This is a genomic window from Marinobacter sp. AC-23 (assembly GCF_001858325.1).
Classification (GTDB): domain Bacteria; phylum Pseudomonadota; class Gammaproteobacteria; order Pseudomonadales; family Oleiphilaceae; genus Marinobacter.
Genome location: NZ_MBPP01000001.1, coordinates 430,450 through 444,304, shown reverse-complemented (window position 1 = coordinate 444,304; position 13,855 = coordinate 430,450). Strand labels below are relative to the sequence as shown.

Sequence of the window (13,855 nt, the reverse complement as noted above, 5' to 3'; positions counted from 1 at the left end):
CGTTCGGTTATTTATCTAGAACTGGGATCCAATGAAAGCGGAAATTACCCCACAGGAATATGAAGCCTTCAAATCGTTCCTGCAGGATGCGTGTGGCATTTTGCTGGGCGATAACAAGCAGTATCTGGTGAAAAGCCGATTGCGGCGAATTTTGGAAGAGAACGATTTTAACTCTTTAGGGGCATTGCTCGATCGCCTGAAAAGGCCAGGGCGGGGTAACCTGAAAGAGGTGGTGATCGATGCGATGACCACCAACGAAACGCTTTGGTTTCGCGACAATCACCCGTTCCGGATTTTACAGGAAAAACTGCTTCCCGAGTTTGCTTCACGCGCGTCCACTGCCCCTTTGCGTGTTTGGTCTGCAGCTTGTTCCACTGGCCAGGAACCGTATTCCGTTGGCATGATTGTCGACGAGTTCCGGCGCCAGAAGCCTGGCAAACTGCGTGATGTAAAAGTGACGGCAACCGACATCTCAAAAAGCGTACTTGAGGTGGCCCGCCGCGGTGAATACGAAATGATAGCGATTGGGAGGGGGCTGTCTCCCGAGCGACAGAAGCTGTTCTTTACTCCCTCCGCCAACGGGGGTTGGCAAATCCGGCCTCAGATAAAGAGCATGGTGGAGTTCAGGGAGCTCAATTTGCTCGAGCGATACATGTTCGGCAAATTTGACATAGTGATGTGTCGTAACGTGTTGATCTATTTTTCTGCAGACCTCAAAAAAGACATATTGACCCGTATTCACGCCACACTTAACCCAGGCGGCTACCTGATACTCGGCGCCTCGGAGTCACTCAACGGCCTGCCGGATCTATACGAGATGGTCCAGTGCCACCCTGGGATTATTTACAGGAAAAAATAACCAATGCCGTTTAATGTTTGGGTGCTGGCAGCGGCACAGGCGTTGGCCATGTGCACGGCGCCGTTTATAGTGTTTATCGGGAGCATTCAAGGGCGGCTGCTTGCACCAGCCCCCGAGTACGCCACTCTTCCGGTGGGGCTGGTTGTTTTGGGCACCGTGCTTGCCATAAAACCTGCTACCTGGTTAATGGAAAGGCTTGGCCGCAAACGGGTGATGCTGCTTGGTGCCTGCATGGGTACGCTTGCAGGGTGCCTGGGGGCTTGGGCTTCCTGGCTTGGTTATTTTCCGTTGCTTTGTCTGGCCGCTGTTGTGGGTGGCACCGGTTTGGCGGTGGTTCATCAATACCGCTTTGCCGCCATGGAGTCGGTGTCTGATAATATGGCCGGCTCTGCCGCCGCACGAGTGTTGCTCGGCGGCCTGTTTGCTGCATGGCTAGGGCCTGAGATTGCCATGCTTGGCAGTGGGACAGAGGCTGCCTTCCCATTCTTCACAAGCTGGCTCGGCCTTGCCGGTGTTCAAATCGCAGCCCTTGTGATACTTGGCCTAGGTTACCGTGCAAAAGCAGAGAGGGTGAGGGAGGTTCATGCAGGTGGCGGCAGGCCATTGCGGGAAATTCTTGCCAACCCATTGATCTGGGCCGCCATCAGCGCCGCTGCTATTGGCTACGCGGTAATGAGTTTTGTGATGACTGCCACCCCCCTCAGCATGACGGAAATGGCCGGGCACGATCTGGATGATGCTAAGCGTGTTATTCAGCTACACATCATGGCTATGTACCTTCCATCGCTTATTAGCGGTTGGCTAACAAGGGTTATCGGCATACCGCTAATGATGGCTGCCGGGCTGTTGGCTTATCTGGGCTGTGTTGTGCTGGCTGCCAGTGGCGTTAGCTTTCATCATTATCTGCTAGCTTTGTTGTTACTGGGCGTAGGCTGGAACTTTCTGTTTGTGGGAGGCACTACCTTGCTGCCTCGCGGTTACACCGACGCCGAGCGTTTCAGGGTTCAGGGCCTTAATGACATTTTCGTGTTTGGGTTCCAGGCATCAGCTGCTCTGTCCGCAGGGGTTATTCTCTCCTGGTTGGGCTGGGCTGCGCTTGTAACGATTGTTGTGCCTTTTCTGGTTATTCATGGAGTGCTGATGGTGCTATGGCTAACTCGTGGAGACGCAGAAGCCAGAGGGGCTGCGTGAAGATAATGGCCGGGTTCAAAATGGTAGATGGCCCGTTTTTACCCAGATGATGGTTTCTTTCTCCACAAACGGGTGGTGTTGGCTCATATGAGGGCTTCTTACCCAAGTGCCTTCGGAATAGCGCCCGTGCTCATCACAAAACTCACCCGAAAGAACGAATATTTCCTCGCCACCGAAGTGTCTGTGCGGCTGAAACTTCTCATTGGCTGGCCATTTCACAAGTGCTACATGCTCGTGCTCAAATTCATGCAGCGGCATGACCTCAAGACCACCGATACCGGGTAACCAATCGGTGTTTGTAGTATCAATCCGCACGGTGCTCAGATCTCGCTCGTTGAATTGGTGCAGTTTAACCAGCAGCGTGCAGCCTGGCGTGCTGAACGGTGCATGACCGCTTCCTGGCGGGTTGCGTATGTAGGTGCCAGCAGGGTAATCGCCGTTCTCATCCGAAAACACACCTTCAAGAACCAGTATCTCCTCGCCAAGAGGATGTTCGTGCCGGCTGAATGAAGCCCCCGGTTCATAGCGAACAACACTGGTGGCGTGGCCCCGCTCTGCCTCTTCCCTGGCCAGTGGTTTTCTGACAACGCCGCCTGCTGGGCTGGGAGCCCACTCTTGTTCACTGGTGCGGACAACAACCTTACGGTCAAATTCCATGTTAAGCATTGCGAACCTCTTTGCGGCTATTTGATCAACATCTGAACGTCTCGAAAAGCAGGGTGCTTACAGTGACGCATCCACTCAAAAGCCACCATTTCTACAGTGACGATACGAGCGCCGCTCACACTTAGCCTATCAAGGGCAACATCGCGGTCGAATTCATTGCGTGATCCCGTTGCGTCTGCAACTACCCAGACTTTGTAACCCGCATCAATCAGGCTGAGCGCTGTCTGCATCATGCACACATGGGTTTCGCAGCCGGCAATAACTACGTGTTGTCGGCCTTCCGGGAGGCGTTCAACCAACCCGTCAGGGCAGGCGTCGAAATGATATTTTGGGAACGTTTGATTGCAGAGCTCTTTTACGGCTTCCACATTTGGCCCCAGTTTCTCTGGCAACTGCTCGGTAGCCAGAACGGGTATATCCAAAAGCCCAGCTATAGTAGCAAGGGTGACGCATTGGCTGACGACCTCCTGGCCGTGAGTAATTGCTGGCATCAGCCTTTCTTGAACGTCTATCAGTAACAGGGTCGATTGTTCCGAATTCATGAGCATTGCCAGCCTCCAAGCTTGGTTAACACACTGAGCAGATTAGAAATACCATGGTACTCGTAACAAAAGCGGCGAGCACCATACAAACTATTATTGGCTCTGGCGGGAAATTTTGCCGGGATTTATCGCAAGAGAGTTGCTAAGCGCCGCCAAAACCATTAAAGTTTGCGCCCTCAAATGAGCGACGATATGGCTGATTTGAAACAGGTTATTGGAGAGGTGGCCGAGTGGCTGAAGGCGCACGCCTGGAAAGTGTGTAAACGTTAATAGCGTTTCGAGGGTTCGAATCCCTCTCTCTCCGCCAATACGAAACCCCAGCAGAAATGCTGGGGTTTTTTTATTGCCTGAAAGACGAGCTTTGTCCCAGGATAATCTGATCGGCGAGAACGTTCAGTTCAGATGCGACAAGATCTGGAAGTGGTACACCAGGGGCCTGCAGCGGGGCGTTGCCGGGGCGGGTGAGAAACGCACCGCGACAGCCGGCGGCTTGGGCGCCTATGGTATCCCAAAGGTGACAAGCGACGAGGCACAGGTCGAATGTTTCGACTTCCAACTCCTGTGCCACCAGGCGATAGGTTTCGGGAGCAGGCTTGAATTTACCAACGGTCTCGACGCTGAAAGTACGCTCGAAAAAGTGACTTAACCCTGCTTTTTCCAAGGGAGTAGGCGAAGCACCACTGGCGGAGTTGGTCAGTGTCACTAACCGGAACCCTGCGTCGCGCAACCGGGTGAGGGCGGGTTCCGCGTCTGGATGGGCGGGCATGTTACTCATCCGTTTCTTTAGCTCCACAATGTCGGCATCCGCAAGGGTAACTTGATGGATATCGGCGATCATCTGCAGTGTTCCCACTCCAAGTTCACCAAAGGGCGTATATAGGCCAGACAGAGTCATTGTCTGAGAATAGAGAACCAACTGGGCAAACCATTCTCTCAGAACCCGCGTGTCGCCGAAAACCCGAGTAAACAAGGGTTCAAGAGTCGTTATATCGAGAAGTGTTTCATTAACGTCAAATACGATAATCGACGGTGATTGACTATGTGGCATGATGCGTCCTCTTTGGCCGTAACGGGTGCAGGAGTCGGTCAAAATGGTGATTGGACCTTAACTGTAACTGGACGTGAATGATCACTCAATATAAAATTGAGCAATCATTCAGATTTGCTCCCACGTGGTATCGTGGCGGCTTGAAAATCCGGAAATAACTTATGGCGCGCGCAGCAATCCACAACCGACAAGACTCTCTGGAACGAGCCCTGAACGTGTTCTGGCAAAAAGGCTTTCATGCCACCTCGCTGAAGGATCTGGAAAAAGCTCTCGACATGCGGCCGGGTAGTATTTACGCAACCTTTGGCAGCAAGGACGGGCTTTTTCAGGAGTCTCTTGAGCGCTACGCCCGCTTGGCGCTCGCCGAGCTTGAGCGCACATTGAATGCCTGCGATTCGCCCCTTGCTGGGCTATCTGCTTATCTACGCCAGCTCGGCGGGCTTCGCGATCAGGATCTGCCAAGCCGTGCCTGCATGCTGGTCAAAAGTTTGCTGGAGCTTGGTCAGCGTGAGCAAGTTGCAAGGCGCAAGGCGGAAGACTTGCTGGCGGGTATGGAGGAGTACTTCATTGCCCGATTCGTTGCGGCTCGGGAAATCGGAGAGTTGGACAGCGGGCTTGATCCAGTTCGGCTTGGCCGGCGGCTGCAGGCAGAGGTCATGGGGCTGCGTGCTTTTGCCCAGCGTGACATTGATAGCGCGGCCGTTCATGCTCTTGCTGAAGATATGGCACTGTCGGTAGAAGCATTGCGCCTCAACTCTGTGGCGGAAGCACTCTGAGATTCCGCCTGCTCTCGGTGCCTTGGGGGCGAGAGCAGGGCGGCGACAAAATCGATGAGTTAGCCGGTGGCTTCAGGCGAGACCTTGTCCTGAGTATTTAACTCAAAATCCGAGGCGTCATGGCGCTCGTGTAATTGCTCCGAAGGTTCACCCCAAGTGCGATTTACCTTGCGACCACGTTGGACGGCAGGGCGCTCAAGAATTTCATGCGCCCAACGGCGCAAGTTCTTGTAACTTTCGACCTGTAGGAATTCACCCGCACCGTAGGCCTCTCCCAGCACCAGATTGCCATACCACGGCCATGTCGCTATGTCGGCAATGGAGTACTCATCTCCGCCAAGGTAGCGGTGCTCGGCTAACTCCCGATCCAGTACATCCAGCTGGCGTTTCACTTCCATGGTGAAGCGGTTGATCGGGTATTCGAATTTCTCGGGCGCATACGCGTAGAAGTGACCAAACCCACCGCCCAGATAGGGCGCAGAGCCTTGCAGCCAGAAAAGCCAGTTCAATACTTCAGTGCGTGCCGCCGTGCCTTTTGGAAGGAAATGCCCGAATTTCTCAGCCAGATAAAAAAGAATCGCGCCGCTTTCAAAAACCCGGCTGCCCGTATCCGTATCAAACAGCGCTGGGATTTTCGAATTTGGATTTATCTCGACAAAGCCTGATGAAAATTGGTCGCCTTCGCCAATCCGGATCAAGTGAGCGTCGTATTCGGCCCCTGTTTCACCGATGGCTAGAAGCTCTTCGGCCATGATGGTGACTTTTTGGCCGTTAGGTGTGCCCAGCGAATAGATCTGTAAAGGGTGCTTTCCACGGGGAAGCGTCGCCTCATGCGTAGGACCGGCGATGGGGCGGTTAATCTGAGCCCATTCACCTCCATTTTCGGCGTCCCAAGTCCAGATGCGTGGCGGTTCATATTGATTTTTGTCCGACATGATGCAAGCCCTCTTTCGAAAAATAGATAAAACCCTGACAAGCCGGAGTGGCCGCTAATGGCCGCCTCCGGCTTGTTTTGGGGATCAATCGGCCTTGTGCCACTCAAACTTCTGGAACGGTTTGTCTACCGGCGTGTCGGCGAGGTGATTGGTGTAGTTGCTCATAACCTTCTGGGCAGTTGCAAGTACGACTTCAAGAACGTGGCGTTTGGTGAATCCCGCCTCCAAAAATGCGGCTACGGTGTCGTCGTCGACGTTACCCCGGCCCCGGACGATGGCTAACGTGAAATCGCGCAACGCTTCCAACTTATCTGTTGGCAAAGGCGTTTCGTTACGTAGGGCATCGGTGATCGCATCATCTACGTTCATGCTTTTGGCGATGCCTGTATGAGCAGGCACACAGTAGTGGCATGCATGCTCCACGTTGATGGACTGCCATACAACGGTGACTTCTTCGTCATTGAAGCTGCTGTCGAGAAACAGCTGGTGAAGTCGCTGATAGCCTTCAAGTAGTCCGGGTGCTTCGGCCATAACCGCGTGCAAGCCAGGGATCATTCCGAACGCCTTAACCGAATTGTCGAGAAGGCCTTTGCTTTCTTCTGGAGCGCTTTGCTTGTCGTGAAGGGTAAAATCAGTCATGGGATGACTCCTTGTAAAGGGGGGAGTGGGATAGTAAAAACCACATCCAAGTGTTTTCGTTTAAGGTTGAGTGATCGCTCAAAATTGAGCGTAACAGTGCCTTAAGCGTGTTCAACGAAGTGACTGTAACTTATTTTGAGCGATCGCTCAACATATGTCTGAACAATCACTCAATTTTAGAGTGCGACTGCCTAGTCGCCCCACGGCGCGTGCAGCGCAATGCTGAGCAGTACACGTTTGCCGCGCTGGATAGCTGAGACGCTGTGGTCATATAGGTCTGGTCGGAAAAGGATGACGCGATTAAGCAGGGAGAAAATAACGCGGTCCGTCTCAAAAACTCCGCCTTCTGCGGGCTTGACCAACACAAAATTAAGCTTGTAATAGCTTCCACCGCCCACGGGATCATTGTGACGCATGACACGATGACCTTCGGGATAGGTGACCAGGTTGGCACTTAGGCGGCGGGTGTTTAACAAGCTACGATTTATGACGCGACCCATGTTCAAGTCTCCAAATAGAACAAATCAGGTGTATTTGAATCTATTTTGAGTGATCGTTCAAGGACTTCTTAAGTGTGATATTAGCAAACTTCCATTACATGGTGGTTTTCAAGTGTTTGGATTTTCAGAAACCCCAGCCGATCATACAATCGCTTAGCGTCTTGATTCGCATGCAGAACCTGCAATCGAAGCGGCACGTTGCGTGAACGAGCTTCAGCCATCAATTTACGAAGAAGAATTGTTCCCAGGCCTCGCCCTTGGCTGCTTGGGCAAAGTTGGATTTCATGTAACCAGTCGCAATCCTGGCGCTGTTCAATAATCACAACGCCTACCCGTTCCACTCCTACCTCTATGATAAAGGCAGGGCGGGGTTGTTCCCATTTCGAAAAAAACATTCCACGCTGGAAATTGTCATCCCACTTACCGAACTGCAAAACCACCGACTCATGGAAGGATGCTTTGTTCAAATCGTACAGCCATTCAATTTCGTGTGACTGCACGTGTCTAAGAGAATAATTCATCGGATGAACACGGTTCAGCTGCGCCTCCATACAAGCAGGCGATTGTTCGCTGGCATCTCGAAATCCGACTCCAGAGCCAACCCGCTTTCGCTGCTTATTTGCTTCAGATCGTCCATATCCCGAATCCCCATTGCCGGGTTTCGTTGCCTCAGAGAGGCATCAAACTGCTGGTTGCTGGAGCTTGTGAACTTTCCGTCGTAATTGAATGGCCCGTACAAGCAAAAGGCGCCGCCTTTTGGAAGATGGGCAGCCGCGCCCCGGAGCATGGCTTTAACTTCTGGCCACGACATGATGTGTGCAGTGTTTGCAGAAAACACGCCGTTAATCGGTGGTAAATGCCAGTCACGGGCACTGACATCCAGGACCAGGGGGGTGTTTATATTTTGCAGGCCCGCCTCGTTCAGCCAGGGCTTACACAAATCCTGGTTGCTTGGATGGTCACTTGGCTGCCACGTGAGGTGTGGCAGGTTGCTCGCGAAATGAATCGCGTGTTGCCCGGTGCCCGTTCCGATCTCCAGGATGACACCGGGGCCATCGAACACCACAGAGAGTTTTTCGAGAATAACTTGTTTGTTGTTCTCGCAGGCTTGAGAAAAGGGTTTTCTTTCCACCGTAAGTGCCCCTAGTTTGATATTGAACGTTCGGAATTGAAGCCCGTTTATATCAGGCCAGCGCCTTTCAGGACAAATACCCCCAAGGTTACGGTGATACTCGCCATCAGTGTGGTTATTGCAATGATATTTGCCGCAAGCCGGTCGTTGCCACCGAAGGCTTTTGCCATTACAAAACTGGCGGCGGCGGTTGGGCTTGCGAAAAACAGGAACAGCAAGCCAAGCTCGGCACCGGAAAAGCCCACCACCCAGGCTGCGCCTGTGCAAAGTGCGGGCAACATCACCATTTTGAGCAGCGAGGAACTGACTGCGGTGGAGCTGTCACTGCGCAGGGCGTTGAGCGAAACCGTTGCGCCAATGCATAGCAGCGCCAGCGGAAGTGTAAGAGATGCAAAGTAATCACCGCTGGTCATTACCCACTCTGGTAACTGCAGGTTTAGCCAGGCCACAGGGATGGCCGCAAACACAGACAATATAAGAGGGTTGCGCAGGATGTCCTGAAGGATGCGGCGCCACTGCGCGGATCGGCCTGGCTGGTAGGCTGCAAGCACAATCACCGAAAGGGCATTGTAAGAAATAATAACCAGGCCCAGCAGAATACTGCCCGCTGAAAGCCCAAAATCACCATACAAATTTGCAGCCAATGCCAACCCTACAATGCCGCAGTTACCCCGGAAGGCTCCCTGAACATACACGCTGCGATCTTCGCGGGCTACGCGCCAGCGGGCCCACAACCACGCCAAAGCAAAGCTGGCCAGGGTCGCAAGCAGATAAAAGGCGAGCAGGCGTGGGTTTAGAGATGTGCTGAGATCGGCCTTTATGATGCTGAAAAACACGAGGGTTGGCAGTGTCGCTTTGAAAACAAGCGCGGAAGCCGTATGAACGAACCTCTCATCAATCCAGTCAATTTTACGCAGCCCAAGACCGATAAATACCATGGCAAAAACCGGGAGTGTGGTTTCCAGTGTTTGTTGGAAAAGGCTGAATAAATTCATGCGGAGTGGCCAGTGAGTTGATGGGTAAAGTTTATATAATAGATCTGACTGAAAGGTAATGAAATCAGTTGCCGTAAGCCGCGAACGGTAAGCTATAGTAAGGCGCAACTCATCTAAATAAGAGGCCAGCATGAACGCCGTAAATCCTACACCGGAACAGCTAAAGCAGGTTTTGGCCGACACTCCAAAAGACCAGCCGGTGGTGATGCTCAACTTGCTGAGGTTCCGCGACAAGGCAAGCTATGTCGATGAATCCCGGGAGCTGAGTGGGCGTGAAGCTTATCAGGTATACATGCGCGAAGCTGCTGCCAGTGTCAGCGCCGTAGGTGCCGAAGTTATATGGTCTGGCCGAAGTGTTGGCTCACTGATAGCGCCGCCCGATGAATCCTGGGATCAAGTGTTGCTTGTGCGCTATCCGTCAATTGGCGCATTTTTGGCAATGATTGAAAGCTCTGAGTACAAAGGTGTGGTGAAACACCGCACGGCTGCCCTGAGTGACTCAAGGCTGGTCGCCAACCTCGAAGCCCAGAGCTGAGAGCCGTGTCAGCCAACAAGCCCTAGCTCCAGTACGCCGGTTTGGCGTATAAGCATGTAAGTTGCTGTGCCTGCCGCAATAGAGATCAGGGCATTGCGCCGCCAAAGATGGACAGCTATCACAAGCGCGCCCGCCAAAATGGCATCAAGCCCAGGCACTGCCGCTGACCAATCCCCCGAACGCTGCAAAAACACCGTGGCCAGTAACGCCATAACTGCTGCTGGCAGATAACGCCCCAAGTGTTTGATGAGAGGGTGTTCTGTATGACGTTCAAAAAACAGGAACGGAATAATTCTGGTTGCAAAGGTCGCGAGCGCAGCCACTGCGATGAATGCGGCCAGGTAGCTGGTGTCAGACATGGCTCTTGCTCTCCGCATTAATTCTAGCTCGCAAGTTTCGGTATTGCAGCAAAAGCACAGCAGTAACGATAGCAATGGCGCCGATCAGCTGATGAGCCGGTGGCAGTAACAACATGGCGATACCTGCAGCAGCAGCGCCTGCCCATACCGGGAAGGCATCTCCCAAAGCTTTGAGTTGTTCAATGGTCAATACGATAAACAAGGCTACAAGCGCAAACTCAATACCTGTGCTGTCGAATGCCACATTGCGGCCCAGTAGTGCGCCTAAAATACAGCCGATAACCCAATAAACCTGGTTGAATGCCGTGATTCGCACATCCACATCAAGCTCATGAGTTGGGTCCTGTGAGCGGGGGCGGCTTGTAAGTAACGAGTAAGTCTCATCGGTCAGCCCAAAAATCAGGTAAAGCTTGCGCCAGCCCGCGCCCCGGAACTGCCCGAGCAATGACAAGCCGTAGAAAAGATGGCGTGCGTTGAGCACGAACATGGCAATGAACACTTCCAGCAAGCCGGCGCTTGCTGCGAGGAGACTAACTGCCAGAATCTGGCCCGCGCCGGCATAAATGACCACGCCCATCAGCGGTGCAGCCCACCATGCATAATCCAGCTGGGTGGTGAACAGGACCCCAAACGCCATGCCCAGGGGGAGGTACCCGAACAGAATCGGAAGTGTGAGGCGAAAAACCAACGAGTTCATTAGCATCCAAACTTTCTTGAAACGAAGGATAATAGAGAATCGTTTCACGTTTTGAAAGTGAGCAAGGGTTCTCCTTGGTGTACATAATCCTTAAGATGGTGTTATTCATGGGAGATTGTATGAACGACGAAGCCGCGCATCAGCCACAACCCGACCCCCGAGAGGAAAAGTTCGTTGTAGACAAGGAACTGTTGTCGGAAGACCAACTGAATGGCCTGGCAGAGGAGTACTGCACCCGCTACCACGGGCTCAATGATACCGAAAACCCTCTCGCTGAGCTGAGCGGCATATTGGCAGCCATTAAACGGGGTGATCTGGTTGTTTGGTTTGATCCGGTGGAGAACACGGCGGGGCTTGGTGTGCCGAAGTGATCGGTTAACCTCTCAGGGTATTTCGGTTTGCACCTACCCGGAGGCGTTAGTAAACGGTACAATCGCGCTGGTTTCTGAAAGCGGTTTGCGAGGTGGATTTTGATCAGGGTATTGGTTGTAGATGACCATGAGCTGGTTCGTTCCGGGATAACCCGGATGCTCGCGGATGATCCAGATATTGATGTTATTGGTCAGTCTCCGTCTGGTGAAGACGCTATAGAGTTTGTGCGGAAAGCCCGCCCGGATATCGTGTTGATGGATATCCGGATGCCAGGTATTGGTGGTCTGGAGGCTACGCGACGAATTCTGAGAATAGACGACACGATCCGTGTGATCGTTGTAACTGCGTGCGCCGACGATCCGTACCCTGCTCGGGTTATGCAAAGCGGAGCTACTGCATATATCACCAAAGGTGCAGATATCCGGGAAATGGTCCGTGCCATTCGTATGGCTCACTCAGGGCAGCGCTATATTAGCCCTGAAATTGCCCAGAAAATGGCACTGAAGCAGCTTGGCGGCGACAAGGACGATGAGGGCGAGTTATCGCTGTTTGATCGCCTGTCAGAGCGCGAGATGCAGATAGCCATGATGGTGGTGGACTGCCAAAAGGTGCAGAACATTTCGGATAAGCTCTGCCTTAGCCCAAAAACAGTAAACAGCTATCGTTATCGGATCTTTGAAAAGCTGGAAATTTCCAGCGATGTTGAGTTGGCTTTGATGGCAGTGCGCTTCGGGTTACTTGATGCCCACAAGGTCTGACTCTACGAATGAAAGTAGCGGGGAGTTCGATAGTAAAAACTTCCTGAAACGGCTGACCGAGCGGCCCGGCGTCTATCGAATGTATGATGACGGCGGCTCCGTGCTGTATGTAGGAAAGGCAGGCAACCTCAAAAAACGGGTTAGCAGCTACTTCCGCAAGACCGGACTGGCTCCGAAAACGGAAGCCTTGGTCGCAAAGATTGTCTCCATTGAAGTAACCATTACCGGCAGCGAGACGGAAGCGCTTCTGCTTGAGCAGAATCTGATCAAGTCTCTGCGCCCGCCCTACAATATCCTGCTCCGGGATGATAAATCCTACCCTTATATCTACGTTTCCTCTCACAAAGACTACCCTTCGCTGACCTACCGGCGTGGCCGGACAAAAAAGGGAGGAGGCACCTGGTACGGCCCGTTTCCGAGCTCGGGAGCGGTGAAGGAAAGTCTTAATGTATTACAGAAAGTTTTCCGCATAAGATCTTGTAGTGAAAGTTATTTCAGTAATCGTACTCGCCCTTGTTTGCAGTACCAGATTAATCGCTGCACTGCGCCTTGTGTGGGGTATATTTCTCCTGAGGACTACCAACAGGATATCCGCCACGCAAGCCTCTTCCTGGAGGGCAAAAACCCGGTCATCATTCGCAATTTGATGGATGCCATGGAAGAGGCCGCTAAAAACCTTGAGTTTGAAAAAGCTGCGGCATACCGCGATCAAATTAATCATCTGCGCCACGTGCAAGAACAGCAATCGGTGGATGGTGAGGGCGGTGATGCCGATGTGGTTGCCATTGCCCAGGATGCCGGTGTTGTGTGCATTGTGGTCATTGTCGTGCGCGGAGGCAGGGTTTTAGGAACCAAAGACTACTTTCCTCGTTATTCCCTGGAGCAGTCAGAGGATGAGCTGCTCAGCGCCTTTCTTGGTCAGTACTATTTTGGCAGCAATGCCCGCCGAGAGATTCCTCAAGATGTGTTGGTGCCGGTAGATGTTGAAGGGCAGGCCTTGCTTGCTCAAGCGCTTTCTGAAACGGCAGGTCGAGAGACGCGCATTCGTGGAAATGTTCGGGGAGAGCGCCGGCGCTGGCTGGAACTGGCCATGACCAACGCTCGGCAAACCTTGCTTACCCACCTCGCCAGCAAAGAGACCGTCTATCGGCGGTTATTGGCGCTGCGCGACATGTTGGAGCTTGCGGAAACGCCGTCACGGATGGAGTGCTTTGATATTAGTCATAGCCATGGTGAAAATACCGTCGCATCCTGTGTCGTTTTCGATGAGAATGGGCCACTGAAAAGTGATTACCGGCTGTATAACATAGAAGGTGTAAAGGCCGGAGACGATTATGGCGCCATGCGCCAGGTGTTAACGCGCCGATACCGCCGTATGGTGGCGGGCGAAGGTAAACGCCCGGATCTTGTGTTCATAGATGGTGGTAAGGGGCAGTTGAGCATTGCGCGAGAAGTGTTTGATGAGCTTGGGGTTTCTGATATTCCCCTTATTGGTGTGGCGAAGGGTGTAACCCGGCGAGCAGGCATGGAGCAGTTGATTGATGCCATGACCGGCGACGTGTTTCGTGCGCCTGCCGATTCCCCAGCACTGCACCTGATTCAGCACATAAGGGATGAATCCCACCGGTTCGCCATTACCGGCCACAGAGCAGGACGCGACAAGAAGCGTCGCCAATCGACCCTGGAAGGCATTGAGGGGGTCGGCCCCAAACGTCGTCGGGAGTTGATCCGGTATTTTGGTGGCATACAAGAATTACGCAAAGCCAGTGTTGATGAAATGACCAAGGTTCAGGGCATCAGCAAATCACTGGCTGAAAACATATACGCAGCACTGCACGATGAGTCATAACA

18 protein-coding genes and 1 tRNA gene are annotated in these 13,855 nt (G+C 52.9%); 8 read left to right on the top strand and 11 right to left on the bottom strand.

Translation table 11 applies throughout. From position 1 onward, the window contains the following. The first annotated feature begins 31 nt into the window (after positions 1 to 31). Together BCA33_RS02080 and BCA33_RS02075 are read left to right on the top strand one after the other, a co-directional pair. A complete protein-coding gene (locus BCA33_RS02080; RefSeq protein WP_071263150.1) occupies positions 32 to 859 on the top strand; it encodes a protein-glutamate O-methyltransferase CheR in 828 nt (275 codons plus the stop codon). Positions 860 to 862: 3 nt separating this feature from the next. Next, positions 863 to 2,050 (top strand): MFS transporter, encoded by a 1,188-nt coding sequence (locus BCA33_RS02075; protein ID WP_071263149.1) that lies wholly within the window; start codon positions 863 to 865, stop codon positions 2,048 to 2,050. Between the two features lie 15 nt (positions 2,051 to 2,065). Here BCA33_RS02075 and BCA33_RS02070 read toward each other — a convergent pair whose 3' ends face one another. Beyond that, positions 2,066 to 2,716 (bottom strand): cupin domain-containing protein, encoded by a 651-nt coding sequence (locus tag BCA33_RS02070; protein ID WP_071263148.1) that lies wholly within the window; start codon positions 2,714 to 2,716, stop codon positions 2,066 to 2,068. A gap of 17 nt (positions 2,717 to 2,733) precedes the next feature. Next, positions 2,734 to 3,264, bottom strand: a complete 531-nt coding sequence (locus BCA33_RS02065) for an isochorismatase family protein (protein ID WP_071263147.1) — start codon at positions 3,262 to 3,264, stop codon at positions 2,734 to 2,736. 210 nt (positions 3,265 to 3,474) lie between these two features. Between BCA33_RS02065 and BCA33_RS02060 the strand changes: the two genes are divergently transcribed. Continuing rightward, positions 3,475 to 3,565 (top strand) — tRNA-Ser (locus tag BCA33_RS02060). 33 nt (positions 3,566 to 3,598) lie between these two features. Here BCA33_RS02060 and BCA33_RS02055 read toward each other — a convergent pair. Continuing rightward, positions 3,599 to 4,306: a haloacid dehalogenase type II gene (locus tag BCA33_RS02055; RefSeq protein WP_071263146.1), complete on the bottom strand. Its 708-nt coding sequence runs from the start codon at positions 4,304 to 4,306 to the stop codon at positions 3,599 to 3,601. 161 nt (positions 4,307 to 4,467) lie between these two features. On the opposite strand from BCA33_RS02055, the gene BCA33_RS02050 reads away from it, so the two are divergent. Then, a complete protein-coding gene (locus BCA33_RS02050) occupies positions 4,468 to 5,082 on the top strand; it encodes a TetR/AcrR family transcriptional regulator (protein ID WP_071263145.1) in 615 nt (204 codons plus the stop codon). Between the two features lie 59 nt (positions 5,083 to 5,141). Here BCA33_RS02050 and yghU read toward each other — a convergent pair whose 3' ends face one another. From yghU to BCA33_RS02020, 6 genes are all read right to left on the bottom strand, one after another. Beyond that, positions 5,142 to 6,017: a glutathione-dependent disulfide-bond oxidoreductase gene (gene yghU, locus BCA33_RS02045; protein WP_071263144.1), complete on the bottom strand. Its 876-nt coding sequence runs from the start codon at positions 6,015 to 6,017 to the stop codon at positions 5,142 to 5,144. Between the two features lie 84 nt (positions 6,018 to 6,101). Further along, positions 6,102 to 6,656 (bottom strand): carboxymuconolactone decarboxylase family protein, encoded by a 555-nt coding sequence (locus BCA33_RS02040; RefSeq protein ID WP_071263143.1) that lies wholly within the window; start codon positions 6,654 to 6,656, stop codon positions 6,102 to 6,104. Positions 6,657 to 6,847: 191 nt separating this feature from the next. Further along, positions 6,848 to 7,156: a hypothetical protein gene (locus BCA33_RS02035; RefSeq protein WP_071263142.1), complete on the bottom strand. Its 309-nt coding sequence runs from the start codon at positions 7,154 to 7,156 to the stop codon at positions 6,848 to 6,850. An 80-nt stretch (positions 7,157 to 7,236) separates the two neighbouring features. Then, on the bottom strand, positions 7,237 to 7,707 hold the full coding sequence (locus BCA33_RS02030) for an N-acetyltransferase (protein ID WP_071263141.1): 471 nt from the start codon (positions 7,705 to 7,707) through the stop codon (positions 7,237 to 7,239). Further along, positions 7,692 to 8,288 (bottom strand): DUF938 domain-containing protein, encoded by a 597-nt coding sequence (locus BCA33_RS02025; RefSeq protein ID WP_071263140.1) that lies wholly within the window; start codon positions 8,286 to 8,288, stop codon positions 7,692 to 7,694. The genes BCA33_RS02030 and BCA33_RS02025 overlap by 16 nt, the downstream gene beginning before the upstream one ends. A gap of 47 nt (positions 8,289 to 8,335) precedes the next feature. Continuing rightward, complete coding sequence (locus tag BCA33_RS02020) at positions 8,336 to 9,283, bottom strand: AEC family transporter (RefSeq protein WP_071263265.1); 948 nt, start codon at positions 9,281 to 9,283, stop codon at positions 8,336 to 8,338. A gap of 130 nt (positions 9,284 to 9,413) precedes the next feature. Between BCA33_RS02020 and BCA33_RS02015 the strand changes: the two genes are divergently transcribed. Continuing rightward, positions 9,414 to 9,818, top strand: coding sequence for a DUF1330 domain-containing protein (locus tag BCA33_RS02015; RefSeq protein ID WP_071263139.1), 405 nt, complete (start codon positions 9,414 to 9,416; stop codon positions 9,816 to 9,818). Between the two features lie 8 nt (positions 9,819 to 9,826). Here BCA33_RS02015 and BCA33_RS02010 read toward each other — a convergent pair whose 3' ends face one another. Both BCA33_RS02010 and BCA33_RS02005 read right to left on the bottom strand, forming a co-directional pair. Beyond that, positions 9,827 to 10,177, bottom strand: coding sequence for a branched-chain amino acid transporter permease (locus BCA33_RS02010; protein ID WP_071263138.1), 351 nt, complete (start codon positions 10,175 to 10,177; stop codon positions 9,827 to 9,829). Then, complete coding sequence (locus BCA33_RS02005) at positions 10,170 to 10,874, bottom strand: AzlC family ABC transporter permease (RefSeq protein ID WP_071263263.1); 705 nt, start codon at positions 10,872 to 10,874, stop codon at positions 10,170 to 10,172. Before BCA33_RS02005 ends, BCA33_RS02010 begins: the two co-directional genes overlap by 8 nt. Before the next feature lie 119 nt (positions 10,875 to 10,993). Here BCA33_RS02005 and BCA33_RS02000 point away from each other — a divergent pair, with 119 nt between their 5' ends. From BCA33_RS02000 to uvrC, 3 genes are all read left to right on the top strand, one after another. Further along, the gene (locus tag BCA33_RS02000) at positions 10,994 to 11,245 is read left to right on the top strand and encodes a hypothetical protein (RefSeq protein ID WP_071263137.1); all 252 of its coding nucleotides are present in this window, start codon (positions 10,994 to 10,996) and stop codon (positions 11,243 to 11,245) included. Between the two features lie 99 nt (positions 11,246 to 11,344). Beyond that, positions 11,345 to 12,004, top strand: a complete 660-nt coding sequence (gene uvrY, locus BCA33_RS01995) for a UvrY/SirA/GacA family response regulator transcription factor (protein WP_071263136.1) — start codon at positions 11,345 to 11,347, stop codon at positions 12,002 to 12,004. Next, entirely contained in the window at positions 11,988 to 13,853 is a 1,866-nt protein-coding gene (gene uvrC, locus BCA33_RS01990) for an excinuclease ABC subunit UvrC (protein WP_071263135.1), read from the top strand. The genes uvrY and uvrC overlap by 17 nt, the downstream gene beginning before the upstream one ends. Positions 13,854 to 13,855 lie beyond the last annotated feature (2 nt).

Coding starts and splice junctions, on each gene's coding strand:
- BCA33_RS02080 (WP_071263150.1), top strand. CDS start 32: ATGAAAGCGGAAATTACCCCACAGGAATATGAAGCCTTCAAATCGTTC.
- BCA33_RS02075 (WP_071263149.1), top strand. CDS start 863: ATGCCGTTTAATGTTTGGGTGCTGGCAGCGGCACAGGCGTTGGCCATG.
- BCA33_RS02070 (WP_071263148.1), bottom strand. CDS start 2,716: ATGCTTAACATGGAATTTGACCGTAAGGTTGTTGTCCGCACCAGTGAA.
- BCA33_RS02065 (WP_071263147.1), bottom strand. CDS start 3,264: ATGCTCATGAATTCGGAACAATCGACCCTGTTACTGATAGACGTTCAA.
- BCA33_RS02055 (WP_071263146.1), bottom strand. CDS start 4,306: ATGCCACATAGTCAATCACCGTCGATTATCGTATTTGACGTTAATGAA.
- BCA33_RS02050 (WP_071263145.1), top strand. CDS start 4,468: ATGGCGCGCGCAGCAATCCACAACCGACAAGACTCTCTGGAACGAGCC.
- yghU (WP_071263144.1), bottom strand. CDS start 6,017: ATGTCGGACAAAAATCAATATGAACCGCCACGCATCTGGACTTGGGAC.
- BCA33_RS02040 (WP_071263143.1), bottom strand. CDS start 6,656: ATGACTGATTTTACCCTTCACGACAAGCAAAGCGCTCCAGAAGAAAGC.
- BCA33_RS02035 (WP_071263142.1), bottom strand. CDS start 7,156: ATGGGTCGCGTCATAAATCGTAGCTTGTTAAACACCCGCCGCCTAAGT.
- BCA33_RS02030 (WP_071263141.1), bottom strand. CDS start 7,707: ATGGAGGCGCAGCTGAACCGTGTTCATCCGATGAATTATTCTCTTAGA.
- BCA33_RS02020 (WP_071263265.1), bottom strand. CDS start 9,283: ATGAATTTATTCAGCCTTTTCCAACAAACACTGGAAACCACACTCCCG.
- BCA33_RS02015 (WP_071263139.1), top strand. CDS start 9,414: ATGAACGCCGTAAATCCTACACCGGAACAGCTAAAGCAGGTTTTGGCC.
- BCA33_RS02010 (WP_071263138.1), bottom strand. CDS start 10,177: ATGTCTGACACCAGCTACCTGGCCGCATTCATCGCAGTGGCTGCGCTC.
- BCA33_RS02005 (WP_071263263.1), bottom strand. CDS start 10,874: ATGAACTCGTTGGTTTTTCGCCTCACACTTCCGATTCTGTTCGGGTAC.
- BCA33_RS02000 (WP_071263137.1), top strand. CDS start 10,994: ATGAACGACGAAGCCGCGCATCAGCCACAACCCGACCCCCGAGAGGAA.
- uvrC (WP_071263135.1), top strand. CDS start 11,988: ATGCCCACAAGGTCTGACTCTACGAATGAAAGTAGCGGGGAGTTCGAT.